At 45.0% G+C, this 19,717-nt stretch carries 20 protein-coding genes; 14 read left to right on the plus strand and 6 right to left on the minus strand.

Features of this window, described 5'->3' with window-relative positions:
* Positions 1 to 125: 125 nt before the first annotated feature.
* The gene (gene pilW / locus PG915_RS10165) at positions 126 to 851 is read left to right on the plus strand and encodes a type IV pilus biogenesis/stability protein PilW (protein WP_353496422.1); all 726 of its coding nucleotides are present in this window, start codon (positions 126 to 128) and stop codon (positions 849 to 851) included.
* 111 nt (positions 852 to 962) lie between these two features.
* Here the strand turns inward: pilW and rlmF are convergent, their stop codons facing one another.
* The 4 genes from rlmF to PG915_RS10185 form a co-directional block, all read right to left on the minus strand.
* Entirely contained in the window at positions 963 to 2,018 is a 1,056-nt protein-coding gene (rlmF, locus tag PG915_RS10170) for a 23S rRNA (adenine(1618)-N(6))-methyltransferase RlmF (protein WP_353496423.1), read from the minus strand.
* Complete coding sequence (locus tag PG915_RS10175; protein ID WP_353496424.1) at positions 2,002 to 2,511, minus strand: M48 family metallopeptidase; 510 nt, start codon at positions 2,509 to 2,511, stop codon at positions 2,002 to 2,004. Before PG915_RS10175 ends, rlmF begins: the two co-directional genes overlap by 17 nt.
* A gap of 170 nt (positions 2,512 to 2,681) precedes the next feature.
* Entirely contained in the window at positions 2,682 to 3,866 is a 1,185-nt protein-coding gene (locus tag PG915_RS10180; protein ID WP_353496425.1) for a D-alanyl-D-alanine carboxypeptidase family protein, read from the minus strand.
* A gap of 233 nt (positions 3,867 to 4,099) precedes the next feature.
* The gene (locus PG915_RS10185) at positions 4,100 to 5,371 is read right to left on the minus strand and encodes a sensor domain-containing diguanylate cyclase (RefSeq protein WP_353496426.1); all 1,272 of its coding nucleotides are present in this window, start codon (positions 5,369 to 5,371) and stop codon (positions 4,100 to 4,102) included.
* A 264-nt stretch (positions 5,372 to 5,635) separates the two neighbouring features.
* On the opposite strand from PG915_RS10185, the gene PG915_RS10190 reads away from it, so the two are divergent.
* The 7 genes from PG915_RS10190 to PG915_RS10220 all read left to right on the plus strand — a co-directional run bounded on the left by PG915_RS10190 (position 5,636) and on the right by PG915_RS10220 (position 11,592).
* Complete coding sequence (locus PG915_RS10190; protein ID WP_353496427.1) at positions 5,636 to 5,917, plus strand: hypothetical protein; 282 nt, start codon at positions 5,636 to 5,638, stop codon at positions 5,915 to 5,917.
* A 137-nt stretch (positions 5,918 to 6,054) separates the two neighbouring features.
* Complete coding sequence (locus tag PG915_RS10195; RefSeq protein ID WP_353496428.1) at positions 6,055 to 6,285, plus strand: hypothetical protein; 231 nt, start codon at positions 6,055 to 6,057, stop codon at positions 6,283 to 6,285.
* 298 nt (positions 6,286 to 6,583) lie between these two features.
* Positions 6,584 to 7,729: an ABC transporter substrate-binding protein gene (locus PG915_RS10200; protein ID WP_418642272.1), complete on the plus strand. Its 1,146-nt coding sequence runs from the start codon at positions 6,584 to 6,586 to the stop codon at positions 7,727 to 7,729.
* Positions 7,730 to 7,750: 21 nt separating this feature from the next.
* Positions 7,751 to 9,445 carry an ABC transporter permease gene (locus PG915_RS10205; protein ID WP_353496429.1) on the plus strand — a complete coding sequence of 565 codons (1,695 nt, stop codon included), beginning with the start codon at positions 7,751 to 7,753 and terminating at the stop codon, positions 9,443 to 9,445.
* Positions 9,411 to 10,058: an ATP-binding cassette domain-containing protein gene (locus PG915_RS10210; RefSeq protein ID WP_353496430.1), complete on the plus strand. Its 648-nt coding sequence runs from the start codon at positions 9,411 to 9,413 to the stop codon at positions 10,056 to 10,058. The genes PG915_RS10205 and PG915_RS10210 overlap by 35 nt, the downstream gene beginning before the upstream one ends.
* Positions 10,051 to 10,656 carry a CDP-alcohol phosphatidyltransferase family protein gene (locus tag PG915_RS10215; RefSeq protein ID WP_353496431.1) on the plus strand — a complete coding sequence of 202 codons (606 nt, stop codon included), beginning with the start codon at positions 10,051 to 10,053 and terminating at the stop codon, positions 10,654 to 10,656. Before PG915_RS10210 ends, PG915_RS10215 begins: the two co-directional genes overlap by 8 nt.
* A gap of 180 nt (positions 10,657 to 10,836) precedes the next feature.
* Positions 10,837 to 11,592, plus strand: a complete 756-nt coding sequence (locus tag PG915_RS10220) for a hypothetical protein (protein ID WP_353496432.1) — start codon at positions 10,837 to 10,839, stop codon at positions 11,590 to 11,592.
* A gap of 111 nt (positions 11,593 to 11,703) precedes the next feature.
* Here the strand turns inward: PG915_RS10220 and PG915_RS10225 are convergent, their stop codons facing one another.
* Positions 11,704 to 12,654, minus strand: coding sequence for a helix-turn-helix domain-containing protein (locus tag PG915_RS10225; protein WP_353496433.1), 951 nt, complete (start codon positions 12,652 to 12,654; stop codon positions 11,704 to 11,706).
* Positions 12,655 to 12,747: 93 nt separating this feature from the next.
* On the opposite strand from PG915_RS10225, the gene PG915_RS10230 reads away from it, so the two are divergent.
* Together PG915_RS10230 and PG915_RS10235 are read left to right on the plus strand one after the other, a co-directional pair.
* Positions 12,748 to 14,124: a serine hydrolase domain-containing protein gene (locus PG915_RS10230; protein ID WP_353496434.1), complete on the plus strand. Its 1,377-nt coding sequence runs from the start codon at positions 12,748 to 12,750 to the stop codon at positions 14,122 to 14,124.
* 149 nt (positions 14,125 to 14,273) lie between these two features.
* Positions 14,274 to 14,621: a YajD family HNH nuclease gene (locus PG915_RS10235; protein WP_353496435.1), complete on the plus strand. Its 348-nt coding sequence runs from the start codon at positions 14,274 to 14,276 to the stop codon at positions 14,619 to 14,621.
* A gap of 121 nt (positions 14,622 to 14,742) precedes the next feature.
* Here the strand turns inward: PG915_RS10235 and PG915_RS10240 are convergent, their stop codons facing one another.
* Positions 14,743 to 15,510 carry a hypothetical protein gene (locus tag PG915_RS10240; RefSeq protein ID WP_353496436.1) on the minus strand — a complete coding sequence of 256 codons (768 nt, stop codon included), beginning with the start codon at positions 15,508 to 15,510 and terminating at the stop codon, positions 14,743 to 14,745.
* A 142-nt stretch (positions 15,511 to 15,652) separates the two neighbouring features.
* On the opposite strand from PG915_RS10240, the gene PG915_RS10245 reads away from it, so the two are divergent.
* From PG915_RS10245 to PG915_RS10260, 4 genes are all read left to right on the plus strand, one after another.
* On the plus strand, positions 15,653 to 16,561 hold the full coding sequence (locus PG915_RS10245; RefSeq protein WP_353496437.1) for a LysR family transcriptional regulator: 909 nt from the start codon (positions 15,653 to 15,655) through the stop codon (positions 16,559 to 16,561).
* 226 nt (positions 16,562 to 16,787) lie between these two features.
* The gene (locus tag PG915_RS10250) at positions 16,788 to 17,774 is read left to right on the plus strand and encodes a putative oxygenase MesX (RefSeq protein ID WP_353496438.1); all 987 of its coding nucleotides are present in this window, start codon (positions 16,788 to 16,790) and stop codon (positions 17,772 to 17,774) included.
* A gap of 43 nt (positions 17,775 to 17,817) precedes the next feature.
* Positions 17,818 to 18,828: a methionine synthase gene (locus tag PG915_RS10255; protein ID WP_353498706.1), complete on the plus strand. Its 1,011-nt coding sequence runs from the start codon at positions 17,818 to 17,820 to the stop codon at positions 18,826 to 18,828.
* Between the two features lie 55 nt (positions 18,829 to 18,883).
* The gene (locus PG915_RS10260; protein WP_353496439.1) at positions 18,884 to 19,696 is read left to right on the plus strand and encodes a sulfite exporter TauE/SafE family protein; all 813 of its coding nucleotides are present in this window, start codon (positions 18,884 to 18,886) and stop codon (positions 19,694 to 19,696) included.
* Positions 19,697 to 19,717 lie beyond the last annotated feature (21 nt).

A 19,717-nucleotide genomic window follows, 5' to 3' on the forward strand; every position in this document is an offset into this window, starting at 1 on the left:
AAGCAATTATGTCATTCAGAGATCAGAGTTTGTGCTGTGTGTCGCAGCAACATACCTTCACCTCCCCGAGAGTTCAGCCCCGCTTTTAGAATAATCACAACTATCAATTTATGAGCTAGAAACGAATGAAACTCAGTTTGGCAATGCTATCTACGCTTTTTATTTTGTTTACATCAGGGTGCGTGACTGTTAGTGAAGAGTCTAAGGTGACAGCAGCCCCAATGGATGCCGCCGAAACGCGCATTGAACTTGGGCTTGCGTACATGAAAAGAGAGCAATACAGCCGTGCCAAACAAGACTTCGAAAAAGCGCTGGAGTTCGCTCCTAAGTACTACCGAACTCACCTTTCTATGGCTTATTATTTCGAGGCTGTAGGTCAGTTTGAACAAGCCAGCGATGCTTATCAAACCGCGCTACAAGTCGCGCCAAGTAATGGTGAAGTCTACCACAACTACGGTACTTTTCTTTGTAAACGCGGTAAATACGATCTAGCTGAAACAATGCTAGTCGCAGCCACAGAGCAGCCAAATTACTACCAAATCGCCGAAAGTTACGAGAACGCGGGCTTGTGTGCCCTCAAAGCAGAACGGTCAAATGAAGCAAGAAGGTTTTTTGAAAAATCATTAGAGCATGACCCTTATCGGCCCAACGCGACTATTCAGCTTGCAGCCATTGAAGTTAATGCCGGCGATTACAGCAAGGCGCGCGCGAGACTTTTAAAGTTCCATCATAGATTTGGATTTCAAAAACCGAGCTTGACCGTGCTTCGTAATTTAGAGCGAAAGGTTGGGAATGTGGTTATGGCTGAGAAATATCAAGCGCTGTTAGATGACTTAACAAATGATAGTTAACGGGCGTGGAGTTGGCTCGCACAAACTGAGGACAACACTCGCTGACAACGATCCTCGCTTTCACGAGGATGACGCTGCCTTATGTAACCAATAGCATCAATGAATAGCTACTTACAACAAATGCCCACTCACAGCCAGACGTTGCTCGTGACTCATAAACGACCATGCCAAAAAACGGCTTTTCTTCTGGCCTTGAGCCATTTCTTGGATCAGGACATGTGTCGCACCCAACTTTTCTAGGCGTTTTTGTAATGGACGAATATTGTCCTTCTTGGAAAGAAGGGTCGAGAACCAAATTACTTGATGTGCGAACTTCTTACTCTCGTTTGCCATATTCAGAACAAATGCTTCCTCACCACCTGGACACCAAAGCTCCGCATTCTGGCCGCCAAAATTGAGCCCTTCACTCTTTTTAGCTGGCTGACTCTTTTCCTGAGACAGATCGCCACGCTGTTCTCTATTTTTCGCTAGATTGGCATTCTTGCGCTCAGTCCCCTTCTGGGCATCTTCCGCAGACTTATGGAATGGAGGATTGCAGGTTGTCGCGACGAACACATCACCATGTTGAATCACGCCTTCGAAAATATGTTCACTTTGGCTTTGGTGTCTTAACTCAATTTTTCTCGTCAGTTTACCATTGAGTGTGACATTGTTTTTTGCGCTTTCTAGCGAGCCTTCATCGACATCGCTTCCTACCCAGTTCCAGTGGTATTGCGTCGCACCAACAATCGGATAAATACAGTTTGCGCCAACACCTATATCCAAAGCTGTCACTTTAAGCCGTGCCCTTGCTGGACGTTCTTGCATTAGGTCGTATTGGAGCCATTCGTTGAGTCGGTGAATGTAGTCTGCACGTCCTGGGATTGGTGGACACAAATATCCATTTGGAATATCCCAGTGGCTTAAACCGTAATACGTTTTTAGCAGCGCCCGATTGAGCACTTTTACTGACTCGGGATTAGAAAACGCAATGCTCATATCGCCATGTGGGTTTTTCACCACATGGTCTGCCAATCCAGGTTCCGCTTCAATCAGGCGCTTAAAGTCATAACGGCCTTGGTGTTTGTTGTTTGCATGAAGCCCACTCGCACTTCGCTTGTCGACAACCATTGTCGAGGACTTATCTTGCTTACGAGGTCGTTGGTTAGATTTATTTTGACGAGTCATTGAGAAGTTCTTTATAGATCATAAAAAGGCGCGCATCGAACTCAAGCTGATGGTAGTCAGGTTCCATATGACAACATAGTTGATAAAACGCTTTATCGTGGTTCTTTTCTTTGATGTGGGCGAGTTCATGAACCACCAGCATACGCAGCAGAGGCTCTGGTGCATCTTTAAACACGCTAGCGATGCGGATCTCGTTCTTTGCTTTAAGTTTGCCACCATGTGCGCGAGAGATATAGGTATGCAGACCAAGCGCATTGTTGATGAGATGGATCTTATTGTCCCAAATGACTTTCGAGATAGGCGGCGTTTTTTTCATGTAACGCTGCTTAATGTCCATAGTGTAATCGAAGAGTGCTTTTTCGCTCTTAATTTGATGACGTTGTGGAAAGCGGTTTTCAAACCATTGAATAAAACGCCCCGACGACACCATACCATCGATCTGCTCGACAAGGTGTTGAGGATAACCTGAGATGTACTTGAGATATGGGCTCATAACCATTGCGGTGTTGCTATCAAAGAGCACGCTATTCTAGCGAGGCTAAGAGTTGAAATAAAGAACATATGTAATTGGTCACGAACATTAATGTCGAAACACGCTGCGAATAGATCCCCGCCTGCGCGGGGATGACGGACTTTATAATGCTTACGTCCTATTTGTCTGGACTACTGCTCCCAAAGATCCTTAGCATCAGTGAATAGCGACTTAAACCAAAGAACAACCGTATCCCACACCCGCTTGAAGATAGAGCCTTGTTCCACCGTCGATTTAGCGACTAAAGGTTCCGTGGCAATGTCATCGCTACCTACTTTCCAAGTGACACTGCCGATAATGTCTCCTTGATTGATTGGCGCGATTAGAGGGGCAAATACCTCGACCTCCTTAGAAACGCCACGGCTATTCCCTCGAAGGTAGGTGGCGTAGACGTCTTGTTCAAAGCCTAAAGGAATCGCACTACTTGCTCCCTTCCAGACTTTTGCCGTCACTTCAATCGCATCCGATTCTGCGAGCTGGTCAGTCTCATAGAAGCGGAAACCGTAGTTAAGCAACTGCCTTGATGCTTCAACACGAGTCTGAGCGCTTGGGGTACCCATCACTACCGAGATAAGTCGCATTTGTCCTTGGGTTGCAGAGCTGACCAAACTGTATCCTGCTTCGGAGGTATAACCGGTTTTCCCACCATCCACATTGAGTGAGTTGTCCCAAAGCAATCTATTTCGGTTGTACTGCTTAATGTCTGCCCATACAAATCGCTTCTCGGAGTAGATCTTATAGACCTCTGGCACATCCTCGATAATACGCCTCATCAATATCGCCATATCTTGCGGGGTGGTGTGGATGCCTTGTCCATCCAAACCGTGTGCGTTGATAAACTGAGAACTATTCATTCCTAAGTTAATAGCCCACTGATTCATCAGTGCCACAAAGCCATTTTCAGTCCCAGCAATATGCTCTGCTAAAGCAACCGCTGCATCGTTACCCGATTGAACAATCAACCCTCGCATCAAATCGGCAACCGTTACATCATCACCTGGCTTAATGAACATCTTTGAAGAGTCTGGAAACTTAACTGACCAAGCATTTTCACTAACACCAACCTTGCTATCCCATGCTGTTCGACCAGATGCTATCTCCATACCGACGACATAAGCCGTCATCAGCTTGGTTAAACTCGCCGGTGCGAGTGCAGCATCTTGATTGCCTCCAACGATGATCTCTCCCGACTGATAGTCCATTAGGACATAGCCTTTGGCATTCAATGAAGGTGGGTTCGGTGTGACCAACGCGAAAGCCGTCGCCGATGAGCAAAGCGCTAACGACGCAAGCAAAACAGACATTGGTTTTCTCATCTCACGGACTCCTTATAGTGTGAGTACTTCGCCGTCTCTGCTGGCTTGAAAGGTCAAGCCTCGCCGCCAAATTGGTGGATAAGAATGCAGCAGGATGCGAAGCTAAAAATTGATAACCTCTACCCACAAATTAGAATAAAAACGGCAACTTGGCTTAGTTTTTTTGTAAGAAATTCTGCATCTAGAGAATAAAGTGCAGTTTAAGGAGAGACACCACTATTCGTAGTCTTGCTTCAGTCGCTATCTATATCGAGAAAATAACAAGCGGACCCTTCGCGCGTTTTAGCGACGTACATCGCTTTGTCCGCAACACTCACTGCACGGACACAATTGAGTTCTTGGCTATCACAAAGGGTTGCGCCCAAGCTGACATTAATAGGAATAAGTTCAGACTCACCGATATCAATAGGGTGTGAGGTGACTTGTAGAATATGATGGGCAATGCTTAACACATGTTCACGACTGTTAAGTCCTGGCAATACTATTAAAAACTCATCACCGCCCAAACGGCCGACCAAGTCGGATTGCCGAGTAAAGTCTTGCAATCGCTTAGCGAACTCGGTCAGTATTTTGTCACCCACTACATGACCATGCTGGTCGTTTAAAGATTTAAAGTTATCAATATCTACATACATGAAAGCTATTTTCTCGCCCTTTTTACGGCACTCACCTGCTAGCTGCTTGAGTTGAGACTCTAACAATCGCCTGTTTGCCAGATTGGTGAGTGGGTCGAGGTTTTGCGCTTCAATAGCTTTGAGCTGTTGCTCTTTACGCTCGGAAATATCTCGCACAATCGCTATCAAGTACTGCTGTCCATCAAAGTCAACCATATTCACGCTGGCTTCAATAGGGATCTCTTTTCCATCCTTACGTCTGTGTGTCGCCTCAATGCACGCCTCTCCGTTTAGTCGCATCCGGCTAACGTGCTCGCTCCACGTCGTCTCCTCGCAAAAACGAGGGTTAATATCAATCACCGATAGCTGAAGCAGCTCTTCTTTACTGTAACCAAGTCTCTTATACGCAAGCTCGTTACAATTAAGAATGTGGCCATATTCCATTTCTGCAACATAGATTGCATCTGAGCCCTTTTTGACCATATGGTTCAAGAGTAATTCCGCCGCATGAGACTTCCTCATCGCTGACATATCAACGATCTGAGACACAAAATGATGCACCCTTCCGACTTCATTAACATCAGCAGCAATGTTGAGCTGAGCAACAAGGGTGTAGCCTTTTTTGTGGCGATAACGTTTCTCAATCTGTATTGGAGTGAAAGGCTCTCGACTCAATTGGCTACGAATGCGCTGATTAAGCGCTAAATCATCAGGGTGAGTCATCATCACATCGTTAGACATTAATTCATTGCGTGAATAACCAAGAAATTGGCAAAGTGCAGGGTTAGTATAGAGTAAACGGCCTTTTGGGCAGGTAATGGCGGTTGGAATCGGCGTCACGTCGAACAAACGCGATATAGACTCATCGAGTCTCGCAATAGGCTTGTCCATAAGCTCCCTCCTTACCGCACGTGGACTACAATCATAGTAGCCGAATTGTGCTTTCCTAAACGACAATCGTGTAGCTCCACATCTTTAATCCATTACATATTGCATCAGTTTCAAAAGCTTCTCCCACTCAACAAAGCCGTTATTAACTAAATACTCAAAATTGAGACAATCTCAAACAACTGTTAGTTTTAACTCCAAAGGAGAATATTTTCATCAGTGTCGATCGCCTATGATGTCGCTATCATTTCTTCTCGGTTACTCTGTATGAGTCGCAAACCAACCCTAGCAGAAGCGACACAGCTTCTGATTCAACAAGTCAAAGATGAACTGCCTTTGTATGATCAAGACACCTTCGTTTGTGGACCCAACAATACCTGTATTGGGTGCCCTAAAAAGTTATTGGAGTTGGTGGAAACCGATGTCAGTTATTGGGAAAGTGCATTGGTGCGCAGCATAGCACCAAACTTTGAGCAGTTTCGCCGCTTCGCTAAACTTTGCACTAGCGTAAGACGCGGCCTCGTGCGCAATGGAATTGTCGAGAAATAATCACTCCGACACATCAGATACTATCCACTGAAATTTTTTCTCTCTAGCTCTGGTCTTATATTTCTGCTTCATCGTATCAAGTTCGATAACGCCAAAACCAGTTTCGTCTCATTGAATCAAGGCAAGGAGCACAGAGTATGTCAACTAAGGTCAAACTTTATTCCGGGGAGAGCCGCTCACCACTCTGTCAAGCCAGCCTTGAGTTTTATCAACTCAGCATGCTACTCGACGAGCTTTCATCTGAGACTGAAGTGCAGGAGTGTGACTACGCACGCGTTGATGTTTATGAAGGCGGACATTTAGTACGTTCTTATCGTACTTGTTCAAAAACGCGAGTCGAACGTCTTTTACACCATCATTGGCAATAGGGCACCTAGTGCCATCTCATTGTTTCCCAGCGACAAGTCATTACAAAAAAGCCTTGCTGCTTATTGTTATAATGTTTTTTAACAAATCTTGAAATTTTGCATATCATGCAACGGTCTCGTTCGTTGAATCTAATTTTGTGATAGCCCTATTGTTCGAGCAAAGGGTATTGATAAACGTGCTCTAACCTTTACTATCATTTACTTACACCTAAATGGTTTGTTCCATTTTTTGGCAAGGTTAGCCACACACTATAAAGATACGGACACCAGCATGAAAAATTCTATGTTCAACACGTCAATGTTTTCTTCCGCCGCGTTAATTGCCGTAGCGCTCAGCACATCCAGCGCTTTCGCTGAAGAAAAATCTTGGGAAAACATCGTCAAACAAGCGGAAGGTCAATCCGTTTACTTCCACGCTTGGGGAGGAAGCCAAGAAATCAACCGCTACCTTCAGTGGGCAGGTAAAGAACTAAAGGCTCAATATGGCGTAGATTTCAATCACGTCAAAGTTACCGATATCTCAGAAACGGGTTCACGTTTATTAGCAGAAAAAGCAGCCGGTAAGAGCGACGGTGGCAGTGTCGATATGGTGTGGATTAACGGCGAAAACTTTAAATCTATGAAAGATAATGCCTTACTTTACGGCCCATTTGTATCCACGCTACCAAACTGGCAGTACGTAGACAAATCTCTCCCTGTCGATAGCGATTTCTCTGAACCGACTGAAGGGTTGGAAGCCCCTTGGGGTGTCGGCCAGCTGGTTTTCATCCACGACACGCAAAGCCTGAATAACCCACCAGTGTCTTATTCCGAAATGCTCAATTATGCTAAGGCATTTCCGAACAAGTTAAGCTACCCTAAACCACCTGAGTTTCATGGCACCAGTTTTCTAAAATCGCTATTAATCGAGCTCACCGACAACGATCCATCCTTGGCTAAGCCGGTTTCAGAGGCGGATTTCGAGATTGTCACCCAGCCGCTTTGGAACTATCTAGACGAATTTCATAAAGTCGCTTGGCGCGGTGGTAAGCAGTTCCCTGCAGGCACAGCAGAAACCATTCAATTGCTTGATGATGGTCAGTTAGATCTTGCTCTCACATTTAACCCTAACGCTGTTTTTTCCGCTCAAGCTAGCGGGAATCTAAGCGATACGACAAGTGCTTATGCAATGGAAAGTGGCGCTTTATCCAACATCCATTTCCTTGCGATACCATGGAATGCCAATGCCAAAGAAGGGGCGTTGGTGGCGATTAACTTCTTATTGAGTCCTGAAGCGCAATCTCGTAAAGGCGACATCAACATTTGGGGCGATCCATCTGTCCTCAATAAACAGTACCTAAAAGGAAGCGCCGCTAAGACTCAACAATTTAAGTCAGTAGCAGAGCCTCATCCGAGCTGGCAAAGCGCACTTGAGCAAGAGTGGCTCAAACGTTACGGCAGCTAACGGAAGATTAAGTTAACGATTATGCTAAGGCTGTTGTACGCCATCTTGGTTGTTGTCTGCATTCTCCCTACCATACCCGGTTTGGCGGGTGTGGTAGTGACCTCGCTCGGTTATATTCCTCCGCTCAACCAGAATGAGTTTACCTTTACCGGATTTGAGAGTGTTTTCGCGTGGCAAGGTGTCGAGAAGTCCATCACACTCACTTTCACCACTGCTATTGTGAGCAGCTATTTAGCTTGTTTCCTCTCTTTTTCCATTATCGCAGCAAGTTGGAACAGCCGTTGGTGGAAGAAGATTGAACTGGCGCTATCGCCACTTCTAGCACTGCCGCACGTCGCGTTTGCTATCGGCTTTGCATTTCTGTTCGCACCAACAGGATTTGGAGCACGCATACTTGTCGAGATCTTTGGAATTAGCAGCCAATCTGCGCCTTGGTTGGTAAAAGATCCCTACGGTATCGGCCTGACCTTGATGCTTGCCATCAAAGAGGTTCCCTTTCTTCTTTTGATGAGTATTCCTATATTGCGCCAACTGAAGGTGTGTGAATCATTGAAGATCGCCTCATCGCTTGGTTACTCCGAAGCCGCTGCATGGTGGAAAATCATCCTGCCTCAATGGTTTGCCAAAATTCGTTTTCCAATGCTCGCTGTCATCGCGTATAGCTTGTCTGTAGTGGATGTAGCCTTGATTATTGGTCCGACTAACCCGCCCACGTTTGCTGTTCTTGTATGGCAGTGGTTTAACGATCCCGACCTCAACCTACTTCCAAGAGCCAGTGCAGGTGCCGTGATTCTGTTTGTCATTGCGTCACTGCTGATAGGGTTGGCTAGACTGGTCGAGTTTATCGTCGTCAGATACGCTAATCGCTGGCAATACTCTGGACGTTACGCGATTCGTCTTCCAGGAAAGTCACTGTTTGTGGTTATTGTTGGCATCGTCACCGTTATGATACCGCTCACCATCCTTTGGACCTTTGCTCAACGCTGGCGCTTCCCTGATCTATTGCCATCTCGTTATACCATGAGGTTTTGGGAGTACGAATGGGAAGGAATGACCAGCGTAGTCAGCCAAAGTATGACGATCGCTATAATATCAGCGTCTATTGCACTAATACTTGCCATCGTTGGTCACGAGTATCGAAACAAGTATCGACTGCAAGTACCCGGCTACGTTATTGCGATTCCAATGCTACTTCCACAGCTTAGTATTTTGTTTGGCTTGCAAGTAGCGACCTTGATGCTCAATGACAACGCTTATCTATTGTGGGTGTGTTGGTCTCACGTATTTTTCGCCTTTCCATTTGTTTATTTATCCTTAGATGGACCTTGGCGAGGGTTCAACGACCAGCTTACAAAAGCGTCCATGAGTCTGGGTAAAAGTCCACTCTACACTTGGTTTCACGTCAAACTGCCATTATTGCTTCCTGCCATAATTTTTGCTTGGGCGATTGGTATTAGCGTGAGTCTAGCTCAGTATTTACCAACACTAGTGCTCGGTGCAGGGCGTGTAGCGACCATTACAACCGAAGCCGTTGCTCTCTCAAGCGGATTCGATAGACGTGTCACTGCGATATATGCCCTATTCCAAGCTCTACTGCCTCTGCTCTTTTTCACCATTGCGGTGCTGGTTAATCGCCTTCACACCCGATATCGCCGAATTAAAATTAAAGGATTGTTAGTTAATGACGCTCTTGCTAGAAAACCTCGCCATCCGTAAGTGTGATGGTGAGGTGCTGTTTTCTAATTGCAACTTCTCTATCGACTCAGGAGCTATTCTGACTTTGATGGGACCTAGTGGCTGTGGTAAGTCGACCTTGCTTGATGTCGTCGCCGGTCACCTTGCTCCTGAATTCACATACTCTGGAAAGATCCAACTCAACGGACAGCGAATCGACACCTTGCCTCCTCACAAACGTCGCGTCGGCATACTGTTCCAAGACGATTTGCTGTTTCCTCATCTTAATGTGTGGGAGAACCTAGCGTTTGCTCTGCCTAATCAGATCAAAGGTTCAAATCGTAAGGATCAAGCGATGGAAGCACTGAGTAAAGTCAAGCTTTCTAAGCTTGCCGAGCAATACCCCGAGCAACTCTCCGGAGGTCAACGAGCGCGAATCAGCTTAACCCGTATGCTACTAGCAAAGCCCGAGGTTGCTTTATTAGATGAACCATTTAGCAAGCTTGATAAGGAGCTGCGCGTGCAATTTCGAGACTGGGTAATGGATCAGTTAAAACAAGCCAACGTCCCTACTCTAATGGTGACGCACGATGAAGATGATATCCCTCAAGGGAGCCAAGTGCTTAAATGGCCATGGGAGATTACTCATGCTTGATCGTTTAAGTATCAAAGTCATTCGTTGGCCATTATCGCAATCGGCGAGAGTATTAAATAAGGCTGGCGTTACCGCAAATCAAACTACGTTGTTCGGCTTTGCTCTTGGCTGCCTAGCCTTCCCTGCTCTTGCTTTTGAGCAATATTCACTCGCGCTTGCCCTCATTATTCTTAATCGTGTTTGCGATGGCTTAGACGGTGCGCTTGCGAGAATTCAAGGAATCAGTGATGCCGGAGGCTTTCTCGATATCAGTCTCGACTTCTTGTTTTATTCGCTGATTCCGTTTGGTTTTGTCATCGCGAATCCTGAACAAAATGCTATCGCTGGAGCGTTTTTGATATTTTCATTCATTGGCACGGGTACCAGTTTCTTAGCATTTGCGGTGATGGCAGGAAAGCGAGGTATTGAAAACCCGATTTATAAGCATAAATCGCTTTACTACATGAGTGGATTGACCGAAGGAACAGAAACCATCGGCTGTTTTGTGCTGCTTTGTTTATTCCCACAGCATTTTTCGGCTATTGCATTCGTCTTTGGTACTGCTTGTTGGTTTACCACGTTTACACGTATTTATTCTGGATTCCATACATTACGGTAGAGCCTATCGCAATGTATCAGTCGAGGTATTAGAGCGTCAGAGTTTCTCTGGCGCCCACCTTAGGCACTAAAGCAATTCAAGTAAGCACAATTTCTCTCTCATTCTCAATGGCAGAAATTGACCTATTTAACAATAGTCACATACTCTATAGTCCCGCCCTTAATACAATAAGGGTGCTACATGAGAACTTTAACTAAAAAAATCGTCTTAACATCAATGTGTTGCATGAGTGTCCATGCAACTTTTGCAAATGAGACAGAAGCGAAAATCGATCCTTCGGATATTACTGCGGTCAATACCTCCGGCTACTTGGGTCTCAATAATCAGGGCGATCTCAAGTTATCTACTTCGATAAGTTTAACTAATGGTGGCAGCTCAAGTATGTCCATGGGTACACTCGAGGCCAGTATTGATAATCAAGGAAACTATAAAGACAGTCGCCTCCAGTATTTCCAGGTTTTTAGCACCACTAATAGCGTTGCGCCTAAAGTGGCCGCATCGATCGATATTATCGATAATCAAAACTTCACAACAGGTGCATTAGGTGCCGTTTCAATGGTTAATCCTGGTGTCAAAAACTTAATGGGTTTTGCTCGTGTCGGCTTACTCGGCGGTAAATACGATTCAGATTTCACGCGTATGATGGGAGAATCCGATGAAGGTATCGTTGGTGGTATGGCTGCTATTTACCTAAGTTATAAGACCGGAGAAGATGGCACGTATATAATGCTCAATCCTGAATACACGTATCTAGACGGTAGCATTGACACATCCATTGTCAAAACGTCCCTCATTCTTGGCACGCCAATTTCTAGTGACGGGAAAAATTGGGCACAATTCAAAATAGAAAACTCAAGTGGGCATATGACTTCTTCCAGTCAAAAAATCGACATCAATGACACCGTTACTTGGGCATTTTTCAAAGCTTATTTCTAATCTCTGTTTGGCAGATTTCATCGTAAAATTTGGTTGAAGCATAGCGATAACATGGACGTTTCGTTTGTAGCCCCATCAATCATTCTATTCACGACATCCCTATCTTACTCATCAAAGTTTTCTTTTTCTAAACTGCGAAGGCGTGCAATCATTCCACGATTTGAAGGCTCGATTAAAGTTTGATAAATCATTGTACCCACAACGCCAAGCGACATCTTGAGGCATCAACCGCTCTACGACTAGCAAGCGCTTTGCATGTTGATTTCTCACTTCATCTCTCAAGGCCTTAAATGATGTTCCATTGAGCTCTAGCCGGCGATGCAGTGTTCTAGTAGAGAGCCCTATCAAATGACCGAACCATTGAACGGTAAAACAGGGTAATACCGCATAGGTGGCAGATAGCCTTCGTATCCGAGTTATCCAGTCTAAGTCTCTTCCATCATCTCGAACAGGTGTAAAGTTGCTGCTCAACGGCACTTGAATAGCACCATTGGGATGATTAAATGAATAGATATTGTTATCAACGGCGTTGTTGTCAGCTAAGTGAGCGGGAAAGCTCATAAATACACGCTTGGGCACCCACGCTTCGTTTATAAATTGGCGGCACAGTGACACGAGTGCAAACGTTCGAAACCACTCTGATTGATCATATCCCACCGATTTTGAAGAGTACGCACTCCGATGACACAGAAACCATAACCCATCTATTTTTTCTGTCCAAACAACCACATGGCTGTTTAACTGGGGCATAATATCGATCAGCTTATGCATGCAAGCTTCGATATCACCACACTCACTGATTTCTCTATCTAGAGCTGGAGAAATATCAACAAGTGACAGTGACTTCCCGACTTCATAACCAAGATTTTTTTGTGTCATGCGGTTCATTTCCAACAGAAAATTCATCACTTGGTCTGATGGCAACCAAAGCGAATCCATGACCCCATCAATCGGTATGTTGTGTTTATCTGCTGTCTCTGTCCAGTAGATACCATGTTTATCAAAATACTCGATAAAGGGACGTAAGTTTTCCGAAAGCGTCGTATTAATTTGATTGTGCATTCCGTCAACTCTCCTCGATGGCAGTAAATGACCTATATCCAATAGTACTCCAACATTATAGTAGCGGCATACTAATTACTCAGGAACATGAAGATGAAAGTTAAACCAATCGTACTTGCACTGACCGCTGCTATCACATTATCGAATACTGTACTGGCGAATGAAAACACGACAACATTAAACCCAGTCGAGGCAGCCCTTCAGGTCGAAGGAGCACTTGTTACCGTTCCTGTAAAAGAGGCTAAAAGTGCTGCAACGCCTGCGTTCACTGAAGCAGCTCGAAACGAGTTTAATAACTTCCACTGGCAAATGGGTGGCGACCACGCTCTTTACTACAACATGCACATGAGTGAGTTCATGCCAACCGCGTTCGCCGCACCAAGCGAACACTACAAACCGTTAGTTAAAGACATTCAAAGTCAACTTGGCGACCTAAAAGTTAACACAGAAACCAAAGGTGAATTGACCATGGACGAGTACCTTGCTGATGAGCAATTCCGTACTCAGGGCTTCATGCTCATCCACCATGGTAAGATCGTATACGAGGTATACCCAGGCATGAAACCTACAGATTCGCATATCTGGGCATCAGCAGCGAAAACCACAGTCGGAACCGTCGTCGCGATGTTGGTAGAAGAAGGTAAAATTGATCCCGAAGTGAGCATCACAAAATACGTACCCGAACTAAAGGGAACAAATTGGGACACGATCACTGTTCACAATGTATTAAACATGGCGACCGGCCTAGATAATGAAGAGACTCTTCAATCTATCCTTAATCCTGACTCAGATGTCGTGCGCTTTTTCGCCGCTTCGTTTAACTCTCCCAGAGCTAAAACGGGTGAGCTCGAAAGTTGGATGAATGTCGCCAAGGGTGCACAAAAGCTCGAAGGTGAAGAACCGGGTGACCATTTCCGTTATGCGTCTATCAACACTATGGTTCTCACCAAGATGGTAGAAAATGTTGAGAATAAAACATGGACTCGTGTATTCGAAGATCGTGTTTGGTCGAAAGTAAATGCTCGCCAATCAATGAAATTCAATCTAACACCTGATGGGATGGCTATCGCAGTAGGACTGGTTTCTACCACGGTCGAAGATATGGCGAGATGGGGTACCTTATTTACACCAAGCTGGAGCGCCGTGGCAGACGAACCTGTTGTTTCACAAGCCGTGATTGATCGTATTCGTAGCAGTGGCGACAAAAAAGCATTTGTTGGCACAGAAAAAGAAACCTCATCTATCCATGCTTACAATGAGAAAGCCGATTACAATGCTTATCAGTTCGACTTTATTTTCGATGATGGTGCGATGTCTAAGAGCGGTAACTTAGGCCAATTTATTTACATTGACCCTGCACGTGATTTTGTTGGCGTCATGTTCTCAACGAACCCATACCATTCTGGTTTCGGTGAGAATAAAGGGCCTGCACTTATGCGCGCAGCTGCGAAAACCCTTGCTGACAAATAGATAGCTTATTTGTTATCACCCGATTAAGACAGATTCTGTTGTTTCTCTCACTACTCTTCATAGGCTCTAGAAGCAAGCTTTAGTGGTTCAATCAAAACACTATGGTATTATTTGAACTATTAAGCCTAGTACTGTTATGAGAGTGAAGTATGTCGTCAGATTTTTATGGAAGCAGCGCTGCCTACGCGCGCAAAGAAAGTGATTACCGCGAAAAAGCGCTCAAGCTCTACCCTTGGGTGTGTGGCAGTTGCGCGCGCGAGTTTGTGTACTCCAATCTACGAGAACTAACTGTTCACCACAAAGATCACGATCATACTAACAACCCTGAAGACGGCAGCAACTGGGAGTTGCTGTGCCTTTACTGTCATGATCACGAGCATTCAAAGTACACCGAACACGATTTGTACGGTAGTGAGGTGAAACCGGGAGAGGACAATCATCAGGCGGCGACGCACAATCCATTTGCCGGTCTTGCGAATATGATGAAGAAGAAGTAGTGGCTCATGTAAACAAAAAGAAAGAGGCGCAGTCCTCTTTCTTTTCGTCATGATCTTTATAGTAAATAGGCTCTATCCAAATCTATTCATGCCCGCCTTTGTTGCTCCCCTATTCTTCGTACTAAAGTCTCGGTGCAAATTCAAATACGTCTGAGTAACAACTCGCCTCTTCCAAGCCGTTAGATTTAAGCTGGTCAATTGTGCCGTAAACCATTTTTTCCGAGCCACACAAATAAACACTGGCATCTTTAAGATCTGAAAAATCTTGTTGTATCACTTCATAGAGAAAGCCCACCCTTCCCGTCCAGCCTAACTGTGCAGATTCTAAAATCTCGGTGAATCTCAAATTTTTATATTGCGTTGCCCAATCATGAAACAGTTCTAAAAGGAAGAAGTCCTCGCGGCTGCGATTAGTCCAATAGATATCAATAGGTGTTTCGGGACTTTTATGTAAAATTTCTTCGGTTATACATTTAATTTTCGATATTCCTGAACCCGCCGCCACCAGCAGATGAGGCGTGTCGAGTTCGGTCTGTAGAAACGCTTTTCCCATAGCCAGCATGATGCTTACTGGCTTTTGGTTAGTTTTCAGTGCAGCCAAACAGTCAATAACTTTACCAGAGAACTCGCTAGTACATTGTATAATCAAGCACACCCGATTTGGCTGTTCAGGATCTAGTCGGCTGGAGATGGTGTAAGAAAGCCATAGCGGTTTATCATCTTGATTCACATCAAGTTCAAGCTTCAAGTATTGCCCCGCTCGGTAGTCTAGCGATGTTTCCTTTGGCGCGAGAAGTTCAATTAAGTAGGTGTGCTTATTCAATGGCACAATATCCGTCACACTGACTGAGTGACGCGCAATGGGGAGCTCTGTAGTTTCATTGTTCATAATTCTCTGTCCTAGAAATCACTTTCCTTGAAAGCTTGTCCGTTAAAGTAAGCCATTCGATTAACGGACAGACTAGAGCAGTTTTCAGATGATCAAAAGTGATATAATATAAACAATCGATTACTTTTATTCATAATAAAATATGCTAGAACGTATTCATCTTAAAATTATTCATGCCGTCCATCAGCACGGCTCACTGACTTCCGCTGCAAAAAAACTCTGTGTCACACAGTCCGCATTAAGTCATACAATGCGTAAACTGGAAGCCAATCTCGGGACAGAAGTTTGGGTACGTGATGGGAGAAGCCTAAGACTGACCCAAGCCGGCCAATACCTCCTCAACATTGCCAATCGCGCACTTCCTCTCTTAGTAAGTGCTGAAGAACGACTCAAACAAATCGCTTTGGGCGAACGAGGCACATTGAGGATTGGTATGGAGTGCCGCCCCTGCTATCAGTGGCTTCTCAAAGTAGTATCGCCTTTCTTAGAGACGTGGTCAGACGTAGATGTCGATGTCATACAGAAATTCCAATTCGGTGGCGTTGGCGCGTTATTGGATTATGAAATTGACCTTCTGGTAATTCCGGATCCGTACTACAAGTCTGGCCTAGTTTTTGAACCCGTATTTGATTACGAACAAGTGCTTGTTGTGCCCACTGATCACGCGTTAACTTCCCTTCCGTATGCGACAGCTGAAGATCTTCGTGACCAAGTATTATTTACCTACCCAGTCGAAAAAGATCGCCTTGATGTTTACGCTCAGTTCCTTAACCCGGCTCAAGTTGTCCCGAAACAACACAAAACCGTTGAAACCACCGATATCATGTTGCAAATGGTTGCATTTGGGCGCGGTGTAGCGGCACTACCACGCTGGCTCGCAGAAGAGTATTGCAAAAAACTGCCATTGTCGGTTGTTCGCTTAGGGGAAAATGGTATCGCCAAACAGATTTATCTAGGTCGTCGTGAAGGCGACAGCAACATCGACTACCTTACTGCCTTCATAAAAACGGCGCGCAGTTATAACCATCCGACGGGCAAAATTGATAAATAAGTTAATACCCATCGTCTACCACTAATCCCTCTCAATGGCGCACATTAAAGTGTTCTAACACGTTAAGGTGCGCCATTTTGCTAACTGGTCACCACTACCCGCGACAATCCATGAGCAACACTCATGGATTAATAAAATTAAATCAATATTCATCATAGTTAATTCAACCTAGTATTGACCTAAGACATTTTCCCAAGCTTTTATCAACTTTGGGTATTAGGCAATTATGAGTAGCGTTTTCATTTATTCCATTCAATCTGTTCGATTTGATGAACACTATTCACCATCGAGCAATACACGTCTTACGACAAACTTTGCTAACTTGGCTCGCGGGGAAGCTCGCCAAGAAAACCTTCGTAAAGCAATCAACATGATTAATAACTGTTTCAACAGTCTGGCACATTGGGACAACCCAAATAAAAACCATTATTCCGATGAGCTTGATATTGTGCACGTCGATATTGACGTTGAGGGTAATGGTGAAACCTTTCCCACTATCGAGGTGTTAACAACCTACATTGTCGATAACCATACGAATAAACGCATTGAAGGTATTGTGGGGAATAACTTTTCTTCCTACATCCGTGACTACGATTTCAGTGTGGTATTGCGCAACCACAACCAAGGTCAAGATCACTTTTCTGTACCCGCTAATTATGGTGAATTACACGGCAAAATGTTCCAAGACTTTATAAGCTCCAACGCTTACAAAGAAAACTTCAGTAAGCCCCCCGTGATTTGTTTGAGTGTATCAGACAACAAAACCTATCATCGCACGAGTAATCAACATCCTGTTCTTGGTGTTGAGTACAAGCCCAATGAGTCTTTATTGACAGAGCAATACTTCAAAACAATGGGCATGGATGTGCGCTATTTCATGCCGCCAAACAGTGTCGCTCCGTATGCGTTCTTCTTCTTTGGTGATTTGTTGAATGACTACAGCACGCTCGAATTGATCAGCACGCTGAGCACCATGGAAACCTTCCAGAAAATATATCGCCCAGAGATCTATAACTCAAATGCCGTTGCGGGCGAAGTGTACAAGCCGAGCCTTAAAAACCTAGATTGCTCCTTAACACAAGTGGTTTACGACCGAGGGGAACGTAATCGCCTAGCTGTTGAACAAGGTAAGTGGTGTGAAGAGCACTATATTCAAAGGCACCAACTGACTCTAGAAAAATGGGTGGCCAACTTTGCTGAGCCTGCACTCTAACTTTAAGGTATAGAAAGAATTGATGATGAAATAACTATTCCCAATCTCAACCGCCGGAAGCCTACCAAAACCAACTTGGTTGGCTGAACCTGAAACACTTTGGTCACCTTGGAAGTTAGAGGGAGACGAGCTGATTACCGGTAAACAAGATGCGCTGCGCGTCACACTCCAAGAGCAAGAAACATCAGGTATTGATATCGTCAGCGATGGCGAACAAAGCCGCCAGCACTTCGTCACCACCTTTATTGAAAATTTGAGTGGTGTTGATTTTGAAAACAAGAAAACAGTGAGAATCCGTCACCGATACGATGCCAGTGTGCCTGGCGTTGTCGGCTCCGTGAGCCGCCAAAAGCCGGTCTTTGTAGACGATGCCAAGTTTTTGCGCACACAGACAGATCAACCGATAAAGTGGGCTTTACCTGGGCCGATGACAATGGTGGACACACTTTATGATGATTATTACCAAGATCGTAGAACGCTTGCTTTTGAGTTTGCCAAAGCGCTAAACGAAGAGGCCAAAGAGCTGGAAGCCGCTGGCGTTAATATAATTCAGTTTGATGAGCCGGCTTTTAATGTCTTTCTCGATGAGGTTAATGATTGGGGCATACAAGCACTAGAAAAAGCCTGTGAAGGCTTAAAATGCGAAACTGCGGTTCACATCTGCTTTGGCTATGGAATCAAAGCCAACACTGATTGGAAAAAAACACTAGGCACAGAATGGCGCCACTATGAAAGAACATTTCCAGCGCTCCAAAAATCGACTATCGATATTATCTCTTTAGAGTGTCATAACGGTCGAGTGCCATTTGAAGTCCTTGAACTCCTAAAAGGCAAAAAAGTGATGGTCGGTGCCATTGATGTGGCCACGAATAACATTGAAACGCCCGAAGAAGTCGCGGCAACGATTCGCGAAGCGCTAAAGTATGTTGATGCCGATAAGCTATTGCCTTGCACCAACTGTGGCATGGCGCCTCTTTCAAGAGATGTGGCAAGAAACAAGCTACAGGCTTTAGCAGCTGGTGCTGAAATAGTCCTAAAAGAGCTCTGCGCTTAACATCTCGTTTGTTGGTTTTTATTTGTAATCATTTTAACGTTATCGATTTTTGAATATGATTGAGTTTCTAAGCAACAATATTTCAACACTTATAGCTCTAATTGCAACGGGCGCATTTGCAGGCGTCTTAGCGGGATTGTTAGGGGTGGGCGGAGGCATCGTTATCGTACCCGTCTTGTTCTTCATTTTTCAGAGTTTTGGTGTATCGCCAGAATCCGCGATGGTCGTGGCAACAGCGACCTCTTTGGCCACGATTATTCCAACTTCAATCAGTTCTATCCGCTCCCACAAGCGAAAAGACAATGTCGACTTCGATCTTTTAAAGCACTGGGCGATGTTTATTTTTATTGGGGTTTTGGCTGGAAGCTGGCTGGTAACGCGCATGAACGGCACGTGGCTTGGCGCAATAGCAAGCATGTCTGCTCTTAATATGCTATTTCGAACGGGTAAGTCAGCGATGTTTCAATCATTACCCGGTAAAGGCGGACAAGTGGCTATGGGCACTTCTGTCGGCTTTTTTAGCTCAATGGTTGGCATCGGTGGTGGCACTATATCCGTTCCGCTTCTGACACTTTACAATTACCCCGCTCACAAAGCCGTTGGCACAGCAGCTGCTATCGGATTAATTATTTCTCTACCTGGCGCTGTCACTATGCTTATTTTAGGTCAATCACCTGCCGACGCCCCGGTAGGGACATTTGGTCTTGTCAACCTATTGGCGTTCCTATGCATTGTGCCTCTGACAGTCTTGTTTGCACCCATAGGGGCTTCTCTAGCCTCGAAACTGGACGCGAATAAGCTCAAAAAAGTGTTTGCTGTCGTACTGCTAATTACCGGAGTACGTATGCTAGTGCAATTGCTTTTGTAGGTACGGCGGTCATAAAAAACG

This window comes from Vibrio sp. CB1-14 (assembly GCF_040412085.2).
Classification (GTDB): Bacteria; Pseudomonadota; Gammaproteobacteria; order Enterobacterales; family Vibrionaceae; genus Vibrio; species Vibrio chaetopteri.